General features: G+C 71.1%; 18 protein-coding genes. 5 read left to right on the top strand and 13 right to left on the bottom strand.

Annotated elements, in window-relative coordinates; translation table 11 throughout:
- Positions 1 to 8 precede the first annotated feature (8 nt).
- The 3 genes from AB0I06_RS24345 to AB0I06_RS24335 are packed head-to-tail and all read right to left on the bottom strand — an operon-like array spanning position 9 to position 4,622.
- Positions 9 to 983, bottom strand: coding sequence for a CPBP family intramembrane glutamic endopeptidase (locus AB0I06_RS24345; protein ID WP_363120960.1), 975 nt, complete (start codon positions 981 to 983; stop codon positions 9 to 11).
- Between the two features lie 25 nt (positions 984 to 1,008).
- Complete coding sequence (locus AB0I06_RS24340) at positions 1,009 to 1,737, bottom strand: A24 family peptidase (protein ID WP_363120959.1); 729 nt, start codon at positions 1,735 to 1,737, stop codon at positions 1,009 to 1,011.
- Entirely contained in the window at positions 1,734 to 4,622 is a 2,889-nt protein-coding gene (locus tag AB0I06_RS24335; RefSeq protein ID WP_363120958.1) for a BTAD domain-containing putative transcriptional regulator, read from the bottom strand. The genes AB0I06_RS24340 and AB0I06_RS24335 overlap by 4 nt, the downstream gene beginning before the upstream one ends.
- Before the next feature lie 468 nt (positions 4,623 to 5,090).
- Between AB0I06_RS24335 and AB0I06_RS24330 the strand changes: the two genes are divergently transcribed.
- The 4 genes from AB0I06_RS24330 to AB0I06_RS24315 all read left to right on the top strand — a co-directional run bounded on the left by AB0I06_RS24330 (position 5,091) and on the right by AB0I06_RS24315 (position 7,880).
- The gene (locus AB0I06_RS24330) at positions 5,091 to 5,738 is read left to right on the top strand and encodes a hypothetical protein (RefSeq protein WP_363120957.1); all 648 of its coding nucleotides are present in this window, start codon (positions 5,091 to 5,093) and stop codon (positions 5,736 to 5,738) included.
- Positions 5,735 to 6,787 (top strand): hypothetical protein, encoded by a 1,053-nt coding sequence (locus AB0I06_RS24325; RefSeq protein WP_363120956.1) that lies wholly within the window; start codon positions 5,735 to 5,737, stop codon positions 6,785 to 6,787. The genes AB0I06_RS24330 and AB0I06_RS24325 overlap by 4 nt, the downstream gene beginning before the upstream one ends.
- Positions 6,788 to 6,897: 110 nt before the next feature.
- Entirely contained in the window at positions 6,898 to 7,395 is a 498-nt protein-coding gene (locus AB0I06_RS24320) for a hypothetical protein (RefSeq protein WP_363120955.1), read from the top strand.
- A gap of 32 nt (positions 7,396 to 7,427) precedes the next feature.
- Positions 7,428 to 7,880: a hypothetical protein gene (locus AB0I06_RS24315; RefSeq protein WP_363120954.1), complete on the top strand. Its 453-nt coding sequence runs from the start codon at positions 7,428 to 7,430 to the stop codon at positions 7,878 to 7,880.
- A gap of 63 nt (positions 7,881 to 7,943) precedes the next feature.
- Here the strand turns inward: AB0I06_RS24315 and AB0I06_RS24310 are convergent, their stop codons facing one another.
- From AB0I06_RS24310 to AB0I06_RS24265, 10 genes are all read right to left on the bottom strand, one after another.
- Positions 7,944 to 8,174: a hypothetical protein gene (locus tag AB0I06_RS24310; protein ID WP_363120953.1), complete on the bottom strand. Its 231-nt coding sequence runs from the start codon at positions 8,172 to 8,174 to the stop codon at positions 7,944 to 7,946.
- A gap of 305 nt (positions 8,175 to 8,479) precedes the next feature.
- Positions 8,480 to 8,896 carry a pilus assembly protein TadG-related protein gene (locus AB0I06_RS24305; RefSeq protein WP_363120952.1) on the bottom strand — a complete coding sequence of 139 codons (417 nt, stop codon included), beginning with the start codon at positions 8,894 to 8,896 and terminating at the stop codon, positions 8,480 to 8,482.
- Between the two features lie 50 nt (positions 8,897 to 8,946).
- The gene (locus AB0I06_RS24300; protein WP_363120951.1) at positions 8,947 to 9,375 is read right to left on the bottom strand and encodes a TadE/TadG family type IV pilus assembly protein; all 429 of its coding nucleotides are present in this window, start codon (positions 9,373 to 9,375) and stop codon (positions 8,947 to 8,949) included.
- Positions 9,376 to 9,837, bottom strand: coding sequence for a TadE family protein (locus AB0I06_RS24295; protein ID WP_363120950.1), 462 nt, complete (start codon positions 9,835 to 9,837; stop codon positions 9,376 to 9,378).
- 46 nt (positions 9,838 to 9,883) lie between these two features.
- The gene (locus AB0I06_RS24290; RefSeq protein WP_031107180.1) at positions 9,884 to 10,135 is read right to left on the bottom strand and encodes a hypothetical protein; all 252 of its coding nucleotides are present in this window, start codon (positions 10,133 to 10,135) and stop codon (positions 9,884 to 9,886) included.
- 88 nt (positions 10,136 to 10,223) lie between these two features.
- A complete protein-coding gene (locus tag AB0I06_RS24285) occupies positions 10,224 to 11,147 on the bottom strand; it encodes a type II secretion system F family protein (protein WP_363120949.1) in 924 nt (307 codons plus the stop codon).
- Positions 11,147 to 12,097: a type II secretion system F family protein gene (locus AB0I06_RS24280; RefSeq protein WP_363121050.1), complete on the bottom strand. Its 951-nt coding sequence runs from the start codon at positions 12,095 to 12,097 to the stop codon at positions 11,147 to 11,149. Before AB0I06_RS24280 ends, AB0I06_RS24285 begins: the two co-directional genes overlap by 1 nt.
- A gap of 47 nt (positions 12,098 to 12,144) precedes the next feature.
- Positions 12,145 to 13,452, bottom strand: coding sequence for an ATPase, T2SS/T4P/T4SS family (locus AB0I06_RS24275; protein WP_363120948.1), 1,308 nt, complete (start codon positions 13,450 to 13,452; stop codon positions 12,145 to 12,147).
- Positions 13,449 to 14,339 carry a hypothetical protein gene (locus AB0I06_RS24270; protein ID WP_363120947.1) on the bottom strand — a complete coding sequence of 297 codons (891 nt, stop codon included), beginning with the start codon at positions 14,337 to 14,339 and terminating at the stop codon, positions 13,449 to 13,451. The genes AB0I06_RS24275 and AB0I06_RS24270 overlap by 4 nt, the downstream gene beginning before the upstream one ends.
- Before the next feature lie 17 nt (positions 14,340 to 14,356).
- Positions 14,357 to 15,088, bottom strand: coding sequence for a hypothetical protein (locus AB0I06_RS24265; protein WP_363120946.1), 732 nt, complete (start codon positions 15,086 to 15,088; stop codon positions 14,357 to 14,359).
- Positions 15,089 to 15,618: 530 nt separating this feature from the next.
- On the opposite strand from AB0I06_RS24265, the gene AB0I06_RS24260 reads away from it, so the two are divergent.
- A complete protein-coding gene (locus AB0I06_RS24260) occupies positions 15,619 to 17,154 on the top strand; it encodes a hypothetical protein (RefSeq protein WP_363120945.1) in 1,536 nt (511 codons plus the stop codon).
- Positions 17,155 to 17,428: the final 274 nt, after the last annotated feature.

Here is a 17,428-nt window from a genome sequence, read left to right as displayed (position 1 = left end):
GCCGGACGTCAGGCCGTGCGGGCGGAGTCGTGGGGCGCCGGGGCGGACAGGCGCTGCGGCGAGCGCCGCCGGGCCAGCCACAGCACGAGCGCCGCGTAGAGCAGGTCGGTGACCACCGCCGTGAGGGCGAGCGACCAGGGCGCGTCGGCGGCGGTCTCGTCCGACGACAGTCCGTCCACGATCGCGGCGGAGACGCCGAAGGCCAGCAGGTTGTTCAGGACGTGCAGGGCGATCGCCGCTTCCAGTCCCCCGGTGCGGATCGTGAGCAGCCCCATCACCAGGCCGTTCACCAGCAGCCCGAGGAAGCCCCAGCGGGTGCCCCAGCCGTGGGCCGCGGCGAACAGCACGGCCTGCGGGATCACGGCGAGCCACGGCGAGCGCACGAAGGCCCCGACCGCCTGGGTCAGCCAGCCCCGGAAGACGTACTCCTCGGCCGCGGCCTGCAACGGGACGAAAACGGCCAGCACGGCCAGGGCCGTGAGGAAGGAGCGCCAGCCGACCCAGGTCTCGGACTCGCCCGAGCCGTCCGGCAGGAAGAGGGACGTCACCGTGAGCAGCGCGATGGGCGGCAGCCCGGCCAGCAGACACCACCCCAGCCAGCCGAACCGCAGCCGTCCGGCGACCGACGAGACGGTTCCGGCCCGCCGTCTCGCCGGCCACAGGGTGGCCAGCAGCACCAGGGGCAGGGCTGCCGCGATGGCCACCAGATCCATCGCGGTGTTCCCGGCCGGCCCTAAGTCGGGGCCGCCGTCCGGCAGTTCCGGCACGCCGAGCGCCGTTCCGAGGCCATAGGTGACGGCCAGCAGTACGAGCACGGCGACGACATAGGCGACGCTCAGCAGCAAGGTCCCGGCCAACGGCCGCCACCAGCGGTGACGCCCTGTGGCGCGGTCCAGGCGGTGGTAGGGGTGACCGGTGGCGTCGGGCGGAGGGGCCGCGGGGTACGGGGAGGGGGCGGCGGGGTACATGGGGATGTTTGTCATGATCACAAGGATGCCGGGCCCCGGGTCAGGCCGCGCCGGAACCCACCAGAAGCCCCAGGAATGCCCCCGCGATCAGGAACGGGCCGAAGGGGATGGCCGTCTTGCGGGTGGCCCGGCGGGCGATCATCAGGGCGACGCCGTACAGCGCGCCCAGCAGGAAGCCGGCGAAGGTGCCGAGCATGACCGTCGGCCAGCCGTACCAGCCGAGGACCGCGCCGGTGCCGAGGGCGAGTTTGACGTCGCCGAAGCCCATGCCCGCGGGGTTGATGAGGAACAGCACGAAGTAGCCGGCGCCCAGCGCGAGGGAGCCGAGCAGGGCGGTCGTCCAGACGCCCGCGTGTTCGGGGACGAGGGCGGTGAGGCCGAGCAGGGCGAGTGCGGCGGCGGCGAAGGGGAGGGTGAGGGGGTCGGGCAGGCGCCGTACCCGGAGGTCGACCACCGTGAGCAGGACGCCGACCGGGGCGAGCAGCAGCCAGACCCCGAGCTCGGGGCGGGTGCCGGTCGCGGCGGCCAGGGCGGCGCAGACCAGGGCGCCGGCGATCATCAGGGGAGCCGCACGCGGCCCGTACCCGGGCTCCGCGCACCGCGCGCACGCCGCCCGTCCCAGCCAGCCCCGGACGGCGTGCCCGCCGGGGCACTCCTCCCGCCACGCCTCCCCCGAGGGCGCGGAGAACCGGTAGGCCGCGCGCGGCAGCAGCGCTCCCGCCGCCGCGCCCCACAGCGCGGCGGCGAGGACCAGCACCCCGGTGCTCATCCGGCCGCGGCGATCGCGTCGCGCCAGGACGGCAGCAGCTCGTCGAGCAGCGCCTCGGTACGCGGCGGCAGCCCGCGCGCACCACCGCGGGTGACGAGGTCGGCGGCCAGGGCGCGCAGGCGGTCCTCGTCACCGGTTGCGTGCGTGGCGCGCAGCATCTCGTGCCACAGGCGCTCGTCGGCCGGCGCGGTGCGCAGGGCCGCGTTCAGCGCCTCGATGGCCTTCTCCGCACGGTCCTTCTCCATGTGGAACGCGCACAGCGCGAGCCCGGTGTCCGCGACGAGCAGCGGCAGCTGGGCGTCGACGATCTCGTGGGTGAGCCACCGGTAGCGCCCCTCGGGCCGGTCGGCGAGCAGCGGCCCGCGCACCAGCACCAGCGCGTCGGTGAGCAGCCGCCCGCGCACGGCCCGGCTGCCGACGCCCCTGCCCTGCGTGGCCTCGTGGTAGAGGGAGCGCAGCACGTCCAGGTCGGAGACGACCGTCTTGGCGAGCGTCAGCCGGCCCGAACCGTCGGTGGCCAGGCGGGGCGTGCCGTCGGGGTCGGTGCCGAGCCAGTCGCGCAGCCGGTCCAGCAGCGCGTCGCGGACGTCGTCGGTGACACCGCGCGGCCACAGCGCGGAGGACAGCACCCGCGGGTGCACGCCCTCGCGGTGCAGGAGCAGCAGGGCGAGCGCCTCGTGCAGCAGCGCGCTGCGCTCCCCGTCCGGCTCCTCCAGCCCGATGATCTCGTACGGCCCGACGAGCCGGGCGTACACGGCCGGCCGCCCCTGCTCGCTGATGTCGACGAGGAACGGCGGGGCGGTCGTCGGCCCGTCGGGCCCACGCTCCGGGTCGGCCTCCACGAACAACTCGACCACGGCTCGCTGCTGGGCCACGGGAAGCGACTGCGCGTCGAGTTCGAGCCCGAGGAGCGGCGCGAGCAGCTTGCCCTCGCCGGTGATCTCCATCTCCCAGGCGGCGCCCGGCAGATCGCCCGTCTCGGTGCCGACGAGGTAGCCGATGCCGAGGCGGCTCGCGTCGGAGGCCAGTTCGGCGAGCTTGACGGCGTCCTCGGCGGACGGCTGCGCGGCGAGCAGGACCAGGTGCGGGGCCCAACGGGTGTGCTGGGCGGGTCCGGTGCGCCCGGTGAGGACCGAGTCGTGCCCGGCGGCGCCCAGCGCTCCGCGCCGCTGCCGCGTCTCGGCCTCCATGGTCTCGACGAGCGCCTCGACGTCCTCGAGGTGCCGGATGCGGTTGGGGGCGAGCGGGGTGAGGTCCTCGCCGAAGCCGACGAGCGTGATGGTCATGCGGTCGGACCAGCCGTTGGTCGCCAACTCGGCGGCGACGGACGCGAAGACGGCGGCCCGGTCGGCCTCGCGTCCGCTCAGCGACACGATGCCGGGCACGGCCTCCAGGTTGAGCAGCAGCCGCGAGTCGTCCATGGTGCCGAGGCTGACCAGACCCGGGTAGGGCGCGGCCGTGTCGACGTCCTCGTAGCGCTCGGCGTCGGCGCGGGACAGCATCCAGAACGTCTGGTCCTGTCCCTGCTGCCAGGGGGCCGGGGGCTTGCCGGCGGGCTGGGCGAGCTGGAGGTGCAGGTCGCCGTTGCTGAGCCAGGCCGCGTACACGACCGGCAGGGGCCGCGACTCCTCGGCGAGGGAGGCCGCGAGACCGCGCAGGGACCGGTCGAGCAGCCGTACGCCCTCGGGGTCGGCGCCGACGAGCAGCGCGTCCTGGACGTCCTGCGCGTCCCCGGTCGGCGTGGGCGGCTCCATGCCGCGCCGTCCGCCGAGGGAGCCGAACGCCGACTGCCACAGCGCCTGCCGGCGGCGCCGGCCCAGGGCGCCGAGGAGACCGGCGGCGAGGAGGGGCGCGGTGAGGAGGGCCTCGGGCAGGCCGAAGGAGCTGTCGGACTCGGCGCCGACGGCGGTCGCCTGCCGGTGTCCGGCGTCGTGGGCGGGCCGCTGCTGCTCGGGGACGGACACCTGGGTGGCGCCGCCACCTTGGGCGTGGCCGCTGCCGCCCTGGGCACCGCCTCCGCCCTGGGCGTGGTCGCCGGTCTGCGCGTAGTCGCTGATCTGCTGCTGCACCTCGGGCGACACGTCGGGCGCCTCGTGGGGCATCTCGACGAGATCGCCGCCTCGGGCGTCGCCCGGCATCTCCATGATCCAGCCGGGCCGGATGAGACTGGCCTCGGAGAGCTTGGACCCGTCCGGCTGCACGCGGTCCTTGTTGAGCTCGAAGATCTCCTTGTAGCGGCGCCCGTCACCGAGATGCCGTTGGGCTATCTCCCACAGGGAGTCGTGGTGACGGCCCTCGGGCGGCTGGATCCGGTAGAACTTCGTGTCGCCCTGCCGGGCGGTGCCGCCACCGGCGTCCGCGTGGGCGGCGGCGTGCGAGGCCTGCTCGGCGAGGGCCGCGGCGGCACCGGAGGCCTGCTCCTGCTGCTGGGCGAAGAGGCCCGGGGTGGCCTGGGCGGCCGCGGCGGCCGGCTTCTGGTGGGCGTCGTAGCTCTGCCCGAGCTGCGAAAGACCGGGCGCGAAGCTGGCGGCGGTCGCGCCGACGAGCAGCAGCGCGGCGACGAGCTGGCGCGCCAGCAACTGGCTCGGACCGGCACCGGGCACCCGCCCCGGCACGCCGACGCCCGACAGCGCGGCCTTCATCTCCACGAGCACGCACGCCGTGAACTGGGCCCATGCCAGCCACACGATGACGGTGAGGATGTTCAGGAACGTGTGGACCGTGATCTCCTGCTGGAGCCAGTCCAGACTCGGCACCCCGTTCGGCAGCGGCCACCCGATCTGCGTGGCCAGCGCGCCCGGCACGCCGACGAGCAGCACGGCCAGGGCGACGAAGGCGAGGAACGCCTTGACGAAGTCCCCGAACGACCGCCGCCGGATCCTCACCGGTTGCGGCGTCCGGTTCCTGGGGGCACCCGTGGTCCCCGCCGGTCCCGTCGGTCCCGTTCTTCCCGTCGTTCCCGGTGTACTTCCCGTCGAGCTTGACGAGCTTGAGGTGCGGCGTCGCGGCATGGCGGGTGTCCTGGGGTCGTGTGTGAAGTGGGTGAGGCCGAGCTGTGGAGTGAGGAGTGTGCTGAGCCTACAGAGATCTTATGGACTCTCCCCGGGGTCGTCGAAGGGCGGATCGAAGGATCCCCGCGGGCGGATCGGAGGATCTCCGCGGAGGTCCGATTTACCCCTGACGTCACGGGTGTTCACCCTTGAGCCGGACGCCCGGGGGCATCGCCTTCGCAAGTGCCACGCAGGCCTCTCACGATCCCCACGCAACCCATCGCTGGCCCTCGAAGCGCCCCGGCCCACCCCTGATAGCTTCGTTCCCTGTTGCGTACACCGAAATTCACGGGGAGATCAACTGTGGCCCGCCGCGCACTGACCACCGCTGCCGCAGCGTTCGCCGCGACGGCGGCACTGCTTCTGACCGCCTGCGGTGGGGGTGATGACTCGTCGTCGGACGACATCAAGGGCGCGGGCGACAGCTCCCCCGGCCCGGCGGCGTCGAAGTCGCCCGCGGCACCCGGCGTCAAGCGCCCGGTCATCAAGCTCCCCGACAGCTTCCAGCTGACGTTCGAGAACTGGACGAGCAGCGATCCGGTGGAGCGGGCGGTGCTCGATGACGGCAAGGAGCAGCTCCGGGCCGGGTACGAGGCGATCATCGAGAACGACCCCGACAGCAAGGACCGCGCCTTCTACGACACCAAGAACGGCTTCCTGCAGAGCCGGCAGTGGATCAGGTCCTACACGGACAAGAACCTGACGGTCATCGGGACGTTGCCCGTGTTCGATCCCAAGGTCACCCTCTCCAAGGACAAGACGGCGGCATCCCTCTCCTACTGCACCGACGAGAGCAAGGCCTCCACGAGGAACCGCAAGACCGGCGAGGTCAAGGGCAACCCGGCGGGCACGGACCCCGAAGTCTTCTACATGATCTCCATGGGCAAGAGCCCCCAGGGTGTGTGGCAGGCAGTGTCGGCCCACTCGGAGCGGGGTGGCTGCCCCAAGTGAGGCCCTCACACGCCTTCCGGCCTCTCACGGTCCTCTCGCTCACCGGAATCCTCCTCGCCCCCGTTCCCGCCGTCGCCCTCGGCGGCGAGGGCAGTTACGGCGGCGGGGCCAAGAACGACGAGATCTCCGCGTCCGCCTCCCACTCCCGCATCAAGGTCACCCAGAAGAGCGGCCCCACCGGCGGCAAAGAGGGCACCGTCGCGTCGACGGACCTCAACTGGAAGCCGCCGCCGTGCTGGTACGAGCCGGTCTTCACCCCTGAGCAGCTGAAGGACTTCTCGGAGAACGACGGCAGCGGCGACGCGGGTCTGCGCGACGGCTGGTACGGATCGAAGCTGTGGACCGACCACTTCAGGGACGAGAAGGACGCCACCACCATCTTCACGAAGCCGGCGACCGTGAAGGGGTACAAGGACTACAACCTCGGCAAGAAGGGTTACTTCTGGCGCGGGGTCGCACCGAAGGTGACCGAGCTCGACGACACGACCCTGTGCAGCCGGCTGATGTTCTGGCAGGACGCGGGCGAGATCCCCGACGTGCCGAACGCCCCCACCCCGGAGATCCTCGCCGACTACGCCTACGACAAGGTCAAGGTGCCCGAGACAGAGGTGGAGTTGAAGCCGGCGGTCAAGTCGACGGTGAACCTGCCGACCTGGGTCTGGCTGGACAAGGGCACCTTCAAGGACGTCGAGGTCCGCGCTGAACTCCCTGGTACGGGCCTGTGGGCGGAGACCACCGCCGAGCCGGTCGCCCTGCACCTGGACCCGGGGACCGAGGACGCCGAGGTCTTCCCCTCCTCAGGCGACTGCGAGATCGGCGACGACGGGTCCATCGGCACCCCGTACACCGAGGGGTCCGCCGACAAGACCCCACCGTGCGGCATCCGCTACCTCCGCGCGACCGACGGCACCCCCTACCAGCTCTCCGCCAGCGTCACCTGGAAGATCACCTGGCAGGGCTCCGACGGCACCGGCGGCGCCCTGCCCGACGGCACCTTCGAGACGACACAGGACATGAACGTCCAGGAGATCCAGTCGATCAACCGCTGACGCGCCGCCAGGTCCAGGGCACCAAGTGGACGCCAAGGCCCGCCGTGCCATTCCGGGACCACCCAGAACCTCTGGGGGTCCCCGTCAAGGCTCCTACCAACGCAGTGGGCGTGCCCAGCTTCGGCGAGGGTCCCTTCACACCGCACTTCAGGGACGAGGGAGTATGGCTCACCTTTTCCCATGGTCTGAAGACGACGGCGCGACAGGGAGTTTCGATGATTCGCCCCGTAGGGTTCTTTTCCGAACTCTCTCCCGGCTGGCGACTGGCGGAGACCGGTTCGATCAGGGACGCGGTCAGGCCCTCAGGCGAGCCGGACGAGAGCGACGTCCTCGAATATCTCAGGCATGGCACAGGAATCTGGAGCGAAATGAGTGCGGGACCAGATGTCCTGGATCCCGACGCACCCGACATGACAGGAGTCGGGTCCCTGTACACGGATGGCACTTGGCTCTGGCGCGAGGACCTCCAGTACTACGTGGCCACGTATCACGTTTCCCTTCCTGACGAGTTCCTGAAGCACATCAGGGCCCTGAACTACAAGACACCACCAGTACCCGAGAGCAGGCTGATCGACATCGCGACAAACGACCTCGGAATCAGCATGTAAGGGGAGCGAACCGGGAAAGACAGGTTGCATCGATGTCCAGTTTCTCGCTGGCGGTTCCGGAGTCCTGGTGGGAGTTCGACATCCGTCCCGAAGGTCGTGACACCACGATCAGAGTCCGTGCCATCGCCGAGAGCCTGCGCACCATCACGCCCCGCCGCGAGGGTGACGCCTGGCGCAAGGTCACCACCGTCGAGATCCCCGAAGTGGGCACCGCGGCGCGCACCTACGGCGTGGAGGACGTACCCGTCGCCGAGGGCGACACTCGTACGCTGCGGATGGTGCTGACACAGACGTACGTGCCCCTGCCGGGGACCGACAACCAGGACATCACGCAGCAGCTGGACGCGCTGGCGAGCATGTCCGATGCCGTGGTGCGCGAGTTCAAGAAGCTGGACGACGAACTCGCCAAGAAGGTGAACGACGCCGTGAAGACCGAGGACAAGCGGGGCCGTAAAGGCGGTAAGGGCGGTACGGGTCGCGAATGAGTCCCGCCAGAGGTACGCGAAAGGCCCCGGGTCCGTGGACCCGGGGCCTTTTCCGCGCGTGTGTCAGGAAGCGACGGCCGCGTTGAGGTGCAGGTCCGCCGCGATGCCCTGCGGCGAGACGGCGAGGCCCACGCCGCCGCCGACGCCGGCGGTGAGGCCGGCGGCCGTGGTCTCGACGTAGAGGCCGGCTGCGGCGCCGGCACCTGCGGCGACACCGCCCGCCTGGCCGCCGGCGATGGTGTCCAGCTCCGCGTCGGACATCTGGGCGGTCTGGATCTGCGGGGTGAAGGCCATGGGGGGCGGTTCCCTTCGTTCAATGATGCGAAGTGCTCGAGCGCGATTGATCAAAGCACGCCGGAAGAAGGGGCGGCCAGTCAGTGCCCGGTCCGTGGAAAGAGGTGTGCTCGAAATTCGGGTCGCGCATTCACGGGTGTGACCGATCGGTCACACCGGCCCCCGTGACCTTCACGCCTTCTGCCACTTCGCGGTACGGAAATGCGTTCCCCCGGGCGGAAAATGGGCCCGTCTCGGTTTCCGGCCCTGTCCGTCCCGACCTCACGGTGAACGGTGTGCAGATTCGCCGGAGGTTCCGCTCCGGCTCAGCCGACCTCGTTCTGCGCCACCGCCTGGCCGTGGACCACCACGTCACCGCCGTAGAACATGCCCGTGAAGACCGGGGAGTAGGTGAGCTGCACCTCGACCTCGACCTGCTCCGCGTTCGCCGCCACGCAGTGGGTCGCGCCGATGTCCGCGCCCGTCATGTCCATCTCGCGGGCGAAGGCCTTCACGCGGGCGTCGCAGTTCTCGAAGTTGATCGGCGCCGGGCCGCCCTCGTTCTCGTACAGCGCCTCTTTGTCGATGTCCTGGGCCGCGTAACGAGCCGCCTGTTCGGCGATGTCGGCGGCGCGTTCCCGCTTGGAGATGGACAGGCCGCCGTCGATCACGAACGCGGAGAGGGAGAGAAAGACGAGCGCGAAGATGATGACCGCGCCGGCGCCGGAGCCGCGGTCGTCCATGCGCGCACCCCGGGCCGCCCACCACGACCGCCGGAAGGACCGCAGACGTCTCACACCGACCTCCGGAACGGATCGAGCGGGGAGCTGAAGCTCGACGACAGAGTCGTCGGGACGTCCAGGCCGAGCATGGCGAGGCCCCGCACCTGGCAGCTCACCTCGACCGTGAAGATGGTGTCCGGTTCGAAGCCCTGGCTGGTCTGCGTGACGGACACCGGGCCCGAGCACACGTCCGCGAGGTCCGCCTCGGCGGCCTTCTTCGCCTCGGCCATGGCCGTCGCGTGGTCCTTCTGGATCGAGCCGGCGCGGGCCGCGTCCCTGGCCGCGCCGTCGAGCGCTCCGCGGCCGTCCACGAGCTGGCCGAACGCCACCAGGACCAGGATGAACAGGATCATCACCGGCGCGAGGATCACGACCTCGACGGTGGACAGACCGCTGTCGTCCGCGGACCGACGGCCCCCGGGGAGAGAAGGGACGGACATTCAGTTCCCCTCGTCCTGCACGAACCGCTCCACCGGCCCGACCGACTGCGCGTGCACCGTCAGGTCAAGGCCGGGGAACACCGTCGGCACCCTCGCCGCGATCTCCACGCCCACCGTGTTCGGCTCCGGCTGCACCATCGTCACGTTCGGGGACAACACCAGCTGCGGGCCCAGCTGCTGGATGTAGCTGTCCACCACGTTCCGTGCCTCGCCCCGCCACGCGCCCGGCTGCTCGTCGGCCGTGGCACGGGCCTTGCGGGCCCCGGCCTGGGCCGCCGCCTGGGCGACGTGGTCCGCGAAGAAGTACAGGGCGAACTGCACGGTCGCGAAGATCATGAAGAAGAGGACGGGGGTGAGCAGCACGAACTCGATCGCGGTCATGCCTGAGTCGCCGCGGGTGGCCGCCCGTTTCCGTGCGGCCCGCACCCAGCGGCGTGCCCGTCTGCTGACGTCTGCCGGCATCCCCGTGAACCCCGTTGCCCTGATGCTCCTGATGGTCCTGAGGCGATCAGCAGGTCTTGCCCGCGTCCGCGCCCTTGATGCAGTCGCCGACCTTGTTGGCGCCCTCGCTCAGCGCGGCGTTGATGATGGCGGCCACGACACCGACGATCGCCACGACGACCGCGGAGATGATGACCCACTCGACCGCGGAGGCACCGCGGTCCAGCTCGCCGGAGCGGGCCCGCTCGGTGCGGGCCTGGAGGAAGGTGACGAGGAAGTCCACGGCCGGGATGCCGGTGTGGAAGGTGCGTCCGTTCATGACGTCTTGTCCTTTCGAAATCGGTTCACGGAGTTCTGGAGTTGTGAAGGTCGCTCACCGCGAGCTCACTGCACGGCTCATGCACGGCTCACTGCACCTGGAACACCCGCATCGCCGCCGGAAAGATCAGGAACACCAGGAACCCGGCGCACAGCAGCAGCTGTGCCACGAGCATCGACTGGGACTTCTCGCCCGCGCTGCCCTCGATCTCGGCGAGTTCACGGTGCCGCATGGTCTCGGCGCGGGAGGCGAGGGACTCACGGACCTTGGCACCGTCGTCCGCGACCAGGGCCAGGGAGGCGGAGAGGTCCTTCAGTTCCTCGACGCCGATCTCCTCGCCGAGGGCACCGAGCGCCTGCCACTGGCTGACGCCGGTGATGCGGGCGTCGGACAGGGCGTTGCGGATGCGCTGGTTGGCCCAGCCGTCGGAGATCTCGGCCGCGGCCATCAGGGCCTCGGGCAGACCGCGTCCGCCGGCGAGGCTCATCGACACCAGGTCGAGATAGGCGCCGATCACCCGCCGCAGGTCACGCCGCTTCTCGGCGGCGTCCCGCCGTACCTCCAGGTCGGGCAGGAAGAAGAAGACCACCGCGAAGAGCAGGGCCAGCCAGACCGGGATGATCGGGCTCCTGCCGAAGCCCAGGGTGTAGACGATGGCGAACAGGAACGGACCGAAGAACAGCCCGGCCACGCCCAGCAGCACCTTCGTCGCCAGGAACTTCTCCCAGCTGCGGTCCAGCACCGCGAGGTCCGCACGCAGCGAGCGCTGCTCCCAGCCCTGCTGGAGGTAGAACTCCGAGACGCGCAGGCCGACTTCGGCCCGCAGCGCGCCCATGCGCCCCTTCTCCCGCTCGACCCGGGCCGACTCGTAGGCCGAGCCCCGGGCCCGCATCGCGTCGATCCGCGCGACCTGTGAGATCGCGCTGCGCTTGCCGGGCATGAGGGCGCGGACGAGGGCGTAGAGGCCGAGTCCGAGGACGGCGCCGACGACGAGCGGCATCGTAAGGTCCATCAGCGAGCCCCCTCTTCCTGCGGCAGCCGCTGCGGGGACTGCGCGTGCGACGGCGTCCTCGGGCGGACGAACTGGACGGAGGCCTCGTCACGGACCAGGAAGCGCTCGGGCGTCTCGATGGTGGACAGCTTGCGCAGCCACCAGAAGCCGAGCGCGAACAGGCCGCAGACGCAGGCCAGGACGAGCTGGCCCACGGCTGTTCCGTACGGCGCCACGAAGTCGCGGTTGAAGATGGACAGGCCGAGGACGAAGGCGACGGAGACCGCGACGACGATCTGCACGGACCTGCGGGTCGAGGCGCGCTGGGCCATGACCCGCTGGCGCATGTCGACCTCCTCGCGGGCCGACTTGGCCAGGGCGCCGAGGACCTGGCGCAGACCCGGGCCGCGCAGGCGGGCGTTGAGGATGAGGGCCGCCACGATGATGTCGGCGGAGGCGTCGTCGATCTCGTCGGCGAGTTGTTGGAGCGCCTCCGGCAGCGGGGTGCGGGCGCGCAGCCGGTCGACGAGGGCGTCGAGATGGGGGCGCAGGACGGGGGCCGCCGCGCGGGCGGAGGCCGGGATGGCCTGCTCCAGGCCCACCGCGCCGGCGATGGTGTCGCGCAGCGACTCCGTCCAGGAGGCCAGGGCCTCCACGCGGCGCATGGCGGCCCGCTCCTCGCCGGCGCCGCCGAACAGGCGGTCCCAGAAGAAGACGAGGACACCGGCGGCCAGGCCCGCGACGGCCCAGCGGGTGAGGACCAGGACGACCAGACCGACGATGGCGGCGAGCGAGCCGCGCCGGCCGGCGAAGCGGATGAGTTCACTCGCCCGCTCGGCGGCCTTCTGCTTCTCGTGGTCGGGCTTGGCCGGCAGCCCGCGTACGGCGACGACGAGGAGGGCCAGTCCGCCGCCGACGGCGACGCCGCTCCCGATCGAGTACAGGACGGTGGTGGAGAACAGGCCGCCCATGGAGCCGAGCGAGCCGATGGCCGCGAGAGTCGTGTTCATCCCCCGGCTCACCCCCAGGTCCCGGACGGCCGGTAGCCGTGTGCCATCAGTTCCTCCAGGCAGGCTATGGGGGCGTGCGGCACGACCCGGCCGTCGGCGGCCTCCGCGAACACCTCGCTGGACAGCACGCGTCCGTCGACGCCGTTGACCTCGCGGACGGAGGTGACCATGCGCTGGAGGCGGCCGCCGTTGCCGTAGTTGTTGCGCCGCTGGATGAAGACGACGAAGTTGACCGCGCCCGCGATCAGCATCTGGCTGGCCTCGATGGGCAGCCGTTCCGTGGCCTGCAGCGCGTAGGTGGAAATACGGTTGAAGACCTCGTGCGAGCTGTTGGCGTGGATCGTGGACAGCGAGCCGTCGTTGCCCTGCGACATGGCGTTGAGCATGGTGACGATCTCGTCGCCGAGGACCTCGCCGACGATGACCCGGGAGGGGTTCATACGCAGCGAGCGCCGCACCAGTTCGGCCATCGAGATGGAGCCCTGGCCCTCGGAGTTGGGCAGGCGCTCCTCGAAGGCGACGACGTTGGGGTGCAGGTCGGGGAAGGTGTCGAGGCCGAGCTCCAGGGCCCGTTCGACGGTGATGAGACGCTCGTGCGGCGGGATCTCGTTGGCGAGGGCGCGCAGGAGCGTGGTCTTTCCGGCGTTGGTCGCACCGGCGATCATGATGTTCTTGCGGGCGCGGACCGCGCAGGCCATGAAATGGGCGACCTCGGGCGTCAGCGTGCCGTTGCCGACGAGGTCGGAGATGAACACCTTGCCCATACGGGCCCGGCGGATGGACAGCGCGGGGCGCCGGGTGACGTCCATGACGGCCGACAGACGCGAACCGTCGGGCAGGCGCAGGTCGAGCTGCGGGTTGGCGGAGTCGAAGGGGCGCGAGGACAGACCCGAGTACGCGCCGAGCACCTGGATGAGCTCGATGAGCTCCTCGTCGGTCTCGGCGACCGGGTCGCCCTGCGTCTCACGGCCGTCGGCGTATCCGATGAACACCTGGTCGCAGCCGTTGATGTCGATGTTCTCGACCTCGGGGTCGTCCAGCAGCGGCTGGAGGCGGCCGACGCCGAACAGCGCGGCGTGCACGGCGGCCGCGTACTGCTCCTCGGTCTCGGCGTCCAGCGGCGTACGGCCCGCGTTGATCTCGGCGCGGGCGTACTCCTCCAGGATCTGGGCTATGACGGCACGGGCGTACTGCCGTTCGTCCTCCGTGGACATCGGGGTGACGCCCGCGGCCTGGTCCTGGCGGCGCTGCTCGGCGATGCGGTCGCCGGCGTCCTGGCGGAACCGCTTGACCAACCCGTGGTCGACAGCGGTCATGCGCCGGCCCCCGCGTGGCCCTGCGCCCGGCCCGGGGCGTGCGGGACGTGGGGGGCCTGGGGCACCTGGTCGGCCCGGGCGGAGGCGGCCCAGGCGGCGCCGTACTGCTGGTAGAGGTCGGCGGCGACCTTGCGGGCCGAGCGGATCAGCAGCGACTTGTCGAGACGGCCGCGCTTGCGGCCGGCCAGCTGGTCGGCGCCGGCCGGGTCGTCGGCGATGGTGCCGACCACGCGGGCGCCGGTCTGGGCGTGCACGAGCATGTCGTTGACCTGCGAGGCGAGCTTGCCGGCCGTGCCGGTGTCGGCGATCAGGACGACACCGATCATCGGAGTGCCGAGGCTCGCGGCGCCGCGCGATCCGCCGTGCAGCTTCCCGGCGAGGGCGGCGGCGCGGTCGCGGACACGGGCGATGGCCTCCGGCTCGGTGCGCGAGATGAGCAGCACGAGCGCGGCGTGCGGGAACAGTTCGACGACCGGGGTGTCCCCGCTGATGCGTCCGCAGTCGGCGATGACGTCGGCGGCGGCGTGCGGGGAGTCGGCGAGGGAGCTGAAGGCGTGCCCGAGGGTCGGCCACAACCCGGCCAGTCCGGCGGCCTGTTCGGCGATCCCGAGCCCGACGAGGACCTCGAGCCCCCCGCTCAGCGGCTGTACGTGGTCCCAGAGCTGGTCGGGTACGAGGCCGCGGCGGGCGGTCGCGGCGATGGAGAGCATGCCGGTGTTGGGGTTGAGCGGTCCGCCGTGCGCCGCGGCACTGCGGTAGACGAGGTCACCGCCCGCCGGGTCCGCCTCGGCGAGCAGGACACGCCGCGGCCAGACCGCCGCGAGGGCGACGGCCGCGGTGGTGACGCCGGGGGAACCCTTGTCGGCGGCGAGAGCGATGAGCGCCATGGGGTGGGTGCCGCCTTCTAGTTGCCGGGGACGTGCACGATGGCGACCTGGTTCGCGGCCGCCGCCGAGGCGAGCGCGGCCGCGTCGGCCTGGTCGACGAGAAGGGTGAGCGAGAGGTTGCCCGTGCTCACGGTGGCGTCGTCGTCCGCGGCGACGGCGCTCACCCGCGCGTCGTCGACGAGCGCGCCGCCGGAGGAGGCGTTGCCGGAACCGCTGTTGCCCTCAGAGTTGCCCGAGTTGCCCGAACCGGAGCCGCTGGAGCTGACGCGGTAGGCGGAGACGATGTCACCGGCCTTGATGTCGGTGGGGTACGTGCCCTCCTTGAGGGCGAGACCGACGGCGGCCTTGCCGGCGGGGAGATCGGCCTTCTTGGCGAACATCTGGCCCATCACGATGGTGTCGGGGTAGATCGTCGTCTTGGCCTTGAGGGTCTTGAGCATGTCCAGCTGGGACCACTTGACGTAGTTGATGCTGTCGTCGGCGGCGACCATCACCGACGTCGCGTTGTCCTTGGTGACGGCCTCGCCGGCCTGGATCTCCTTCGTCACCTTGACGACCTCGATCCGGTTGCCCACCTGCAGCACGAGCATCGTCACACCCAGCGCGCCCACGAGGATCAGCAGCACGGCGAGTGCGGCCAGTGCCGGTTTGCGCTCGCGAGGCGGGGTGGGAAGCCGGTCGCCGACCGACGGCTGAGCCGGAACGGCAGCACGACCCGCGCCCGCCCCCGTACGCTCTTGGATCTTCACGCAACCGCTCCCCGTACACCCAAGAAGATGTCTGTCATGTGCCGTTAAATTCGGACACTTCACCCGCGACGGCCCGCAACGAGAAGTGCGGGTCGGCTCGGACGTACCCGCCCGACCTGGGCGAATGGCCGGCACTGGGGGTGAGTGTCAAGCCATCGCACCGTATCAGCCGCACATAAGCCCCTCAAGGCGCGCCCGGCCCCGTGGGGCGCGGGGTGCGGCCTGTTATCCATCTGCAACGCCGGCACCGCACAACCCGTCGGCGACCAGCCGCACATGAGGCCCCGGCCTGTGCGCCAGCGAATCGCCATCGAGCCCAACGGCCGGGGACGACCGCGGGGTTCGTCACCTATCGGCCATCAGGCCTGCACGATTCACTCACGAAGCGGCGGGCGGACGCCGCAAGGTGCCTCGTGAGGGTGATGGTCTTGAGCCTCGTGGTCAACTCGACCGGGTGACCTGTGACCCCTGCGGAACCCTGCGTAGGGTGCGACGCGGACAGTGATCGGACCCGCGGGGGGGCTCCACCGGTGAGAGCAATCAGGACGAACAACGTCTACACAGCACGGACAGGAGCACCGCGTGCAGGCCGCGCCCGTCTGCTCCGGCTGGTCCTCGCCCTCTGCTCGCTGACGGCTCTCTTCGCAACCGCCACCCCCGCCACCCAGGCCGCCGCCGTGGAGGCCCCCACCCAGGCCGCCTACCTCGCCGACCGGCTGCGCGAGAACCCGGTCTACGTCACCGACCAACTTCCCCGGGAGGTTCTGCGGTCCACCGCCCCCGACTTCGCCAGGCTGGCTAGGAAGACCGGCGTCCCGACCTACGTCCTGGTCCTGCCCATGTGGAGCGGAACGGACGGCAATCAGTTGCTCGGCGCGGTGCACGACCGGCTCGGGCGCGACGGGCTGTATGTGCTGATCGAGGGGACGGATGTGTCACAGGCCGCGGCCTACGGGGTGCGGGTCCCGGCCGAGGCGGCCTTGACCGTCACCCTTTACGAACTGCCCCCTGATGCCGGCCCGGTGCGGAGCTTCGAGCGCTATGTCGACGTCATCGCCCAGGGCGGCACGAAGGCTACGGCGAGGGCCGAGGCGGCGCGCGAGAAGTACCGGGACGAACCGCCCGCCGAAATGTACATCGGTCCGTCGGACCGTCAGAACCAGTCGTTCCACACAGGTGTCCTGCTCACCGGCGTACCGTTGTCGATCGTGCTGACGGCCGGGTACGTGCGGCGCCGCCGCCGGCATTCCGGAGCTGCGCGGCGCGCCCCCCGGTGGATCGTGCCCGGCGTGGCCGTCCTCACCGCCGCGGCGATCGCCCTCACCGCCTCCTCCGTGTTCGACCAGACCAGGTCGAGCGCGGCGGAGCCCCCCAGCCCCGCCGATCTTTCGGCCCGCGTGGAGCGGGTCGCGGCCGGGCTGAAGCAGGACCCCGTCTATGCCGACCCGGAAAGCGCCCGCGTGCTCGACGCCCGGCAACTGGACCGGCTGCACGAGCGGATCCGGGACTTCCGGCGCTCCGAGGGCGGCGGCCCGGTGTACGTCTCCCTCGTGCCCCAGACACCGGAGAGCGAGTCGGCCGGTGACGCGGGCCTGTTCAGCGCGGCGGTGCATGCCAAGGTGGGCGACGACGGGGTATACGTCGTCGCCGACCCGGACGACGGCACGATCGATGTCTACAACCACGGTTTGCGCCTCGACTCCAGCCGTCTGTCCTTCGACCTGCCGGAATACGTCACCATGGGTGACAGCAGCACGGACGAGGCCGACGACCACCACCTCGGCGAGCGCCTCGAAGCGCTGATGACCTTTCTCGAAAAGACCCCGCTCACCGACCGGCCGCAGTACGAGTCCGCCCCGGCCCCCGCCCCGAACGCAGCGGCCGAGCACGCCCTCCCGCCCCTGTTCTCCACTGACTTCTGGCCCGGCCTGTTCGTGGGTGCCTTCATGGCACTCCTGCTGTCCGGCGTGGTGGCCGGGCTGACGTGGGGTGCCACCAGCCTGCCGAGGAGACGCTTTCCCCACGCCCGAGTCGACCTACGGCGCACGCGGAACTCGTCGCGTTGACGCGAAGGTTCGTCCCGGGCCGCGGACCTGTGCTGCGGCTGCCGACGTGGTGAGGCCACAGAACTCCGAGCCCCCGACGTGAGTCCGGATTCACCAGGACGGTCCCCCCCCCCGGTCTCACGAAGCCCGGGCTGCGCCACCTGATCAGCCGGCCAAGGCGGAGAAGCCAGTCGGCCCGGCGGTCGAGCGCGTCAACCCGGCGTGTCGGTCAGCCGCACCAGGAGCCGTCATACCTGCGGGCACGATCAGGGCACAGCGGCCCTTGCGAGAGCCC

Origin of the sequence: Streptomyces sp. NPDC050674 (assembly GCF_040654575.1) — a bacterium.
Taxonomy (GTDB): domain Bacteria; phylum Actinomycetota; class Actinomycetes; order Streptomycetales; family Streptomycetaceae; genus Streptomyces.
Note: the sequence above shows the minus strand (reverse complement) of the source record. Positions and strands in the feature narration are given on the sequence as shown.

Excerpts from the sequence above, each read along its gene's own strand:
- AB0I06_RS24345 (WP_363120960.1), bottom strand. The coding sequence starts at position 983 with ATGACAAACATCCCCATGTACCCCGCCGCCCCCTCCCCGTACCCCGCG.
- AB0I06_RS24340 (WP_363120959.1), bottom strand. The coding sequence starts at position 1,737 with ATGAGCACCGGGGTGCTGGTCCTCGCCGCCGCGCTGTGGGGCGCGGCG.
- AB0I06_RS24315 (WP_363120954.1), top strand. The coding sequence starts at position 7,428 with ATGTCCAGTTTCTCGCTGGCGGTTCCGGAGTCCTGGTGGGAGTTCGAC.
- AB0I06_RS24310 (WP_363120953.1), bottom strand. The coding sequence starts at position 8,174 with ATGGCCTTCACCCCGCAGATCCAGACCGCCCAGATGTCCGACGCGGAG.
- AB0I06_RS24305 (WP_363120952.1), bottom strand. The coding sequence starts at position 8,896 with ATGGACGACCGCGGCTCCGGCGCCGGCGCGGTCATCATCTTCGCGCTC.
- AB0I06_RS24300 (WP_363120951.1), bottom strand. The coding sequence starts at position 9,375 with ATGTCCGTCCCTTCTCTCCCCGGGGGCCGTCGGTCCGCGGACGACAGC.
- AB0I06_RS24295 (WP_363120950.1), bottom strand. The coding sequence starts at position 9,837 with ATGCCGGCAGACGTCAGCAGACGGGCACGCCGCTGGGTGCGGGCCGCA.
- AB0I06_RS24290 (WP_031107180.1), bottom strand. The coding sequence starts at position 10,135 with ATGAACGGACGCACCTTCCACACCGGCATCCCGGCCGTGGACTTCCTC.
- AB0I06_RS24285 (WP_363120949.1), bottom strand. The coding sequence starts at position 11,147 with ATGGACCTTACGATGCCGCTCGTCGTCGGCGCCGTCCTCGGACTCGGC.
- AB0I06_RS24280 (WP_363121050.1), bottom strand. The coding sequence starts at position 12,097 with ATGGGCGGCCTGTTCTCCACCACCGTCCTGTACTCGATCGGGAGCGGC.
- AB0I06_RS24275 (WP_363120948.1), bottom strand. The coding sequence starts at position 13,452 with ATGACCGCTGTCGACCACGGGTTGGTCAAGCGGTTCCGCCAGGACGCC.
- AB0I06_RS24270 (WP_363120947.1), bottom strand. The coding sequence starts at position 14,339 with ATGGCGCTCATCGCTCTCGCCGCCGACAAGGGTTCCCCCGGCGTCACC.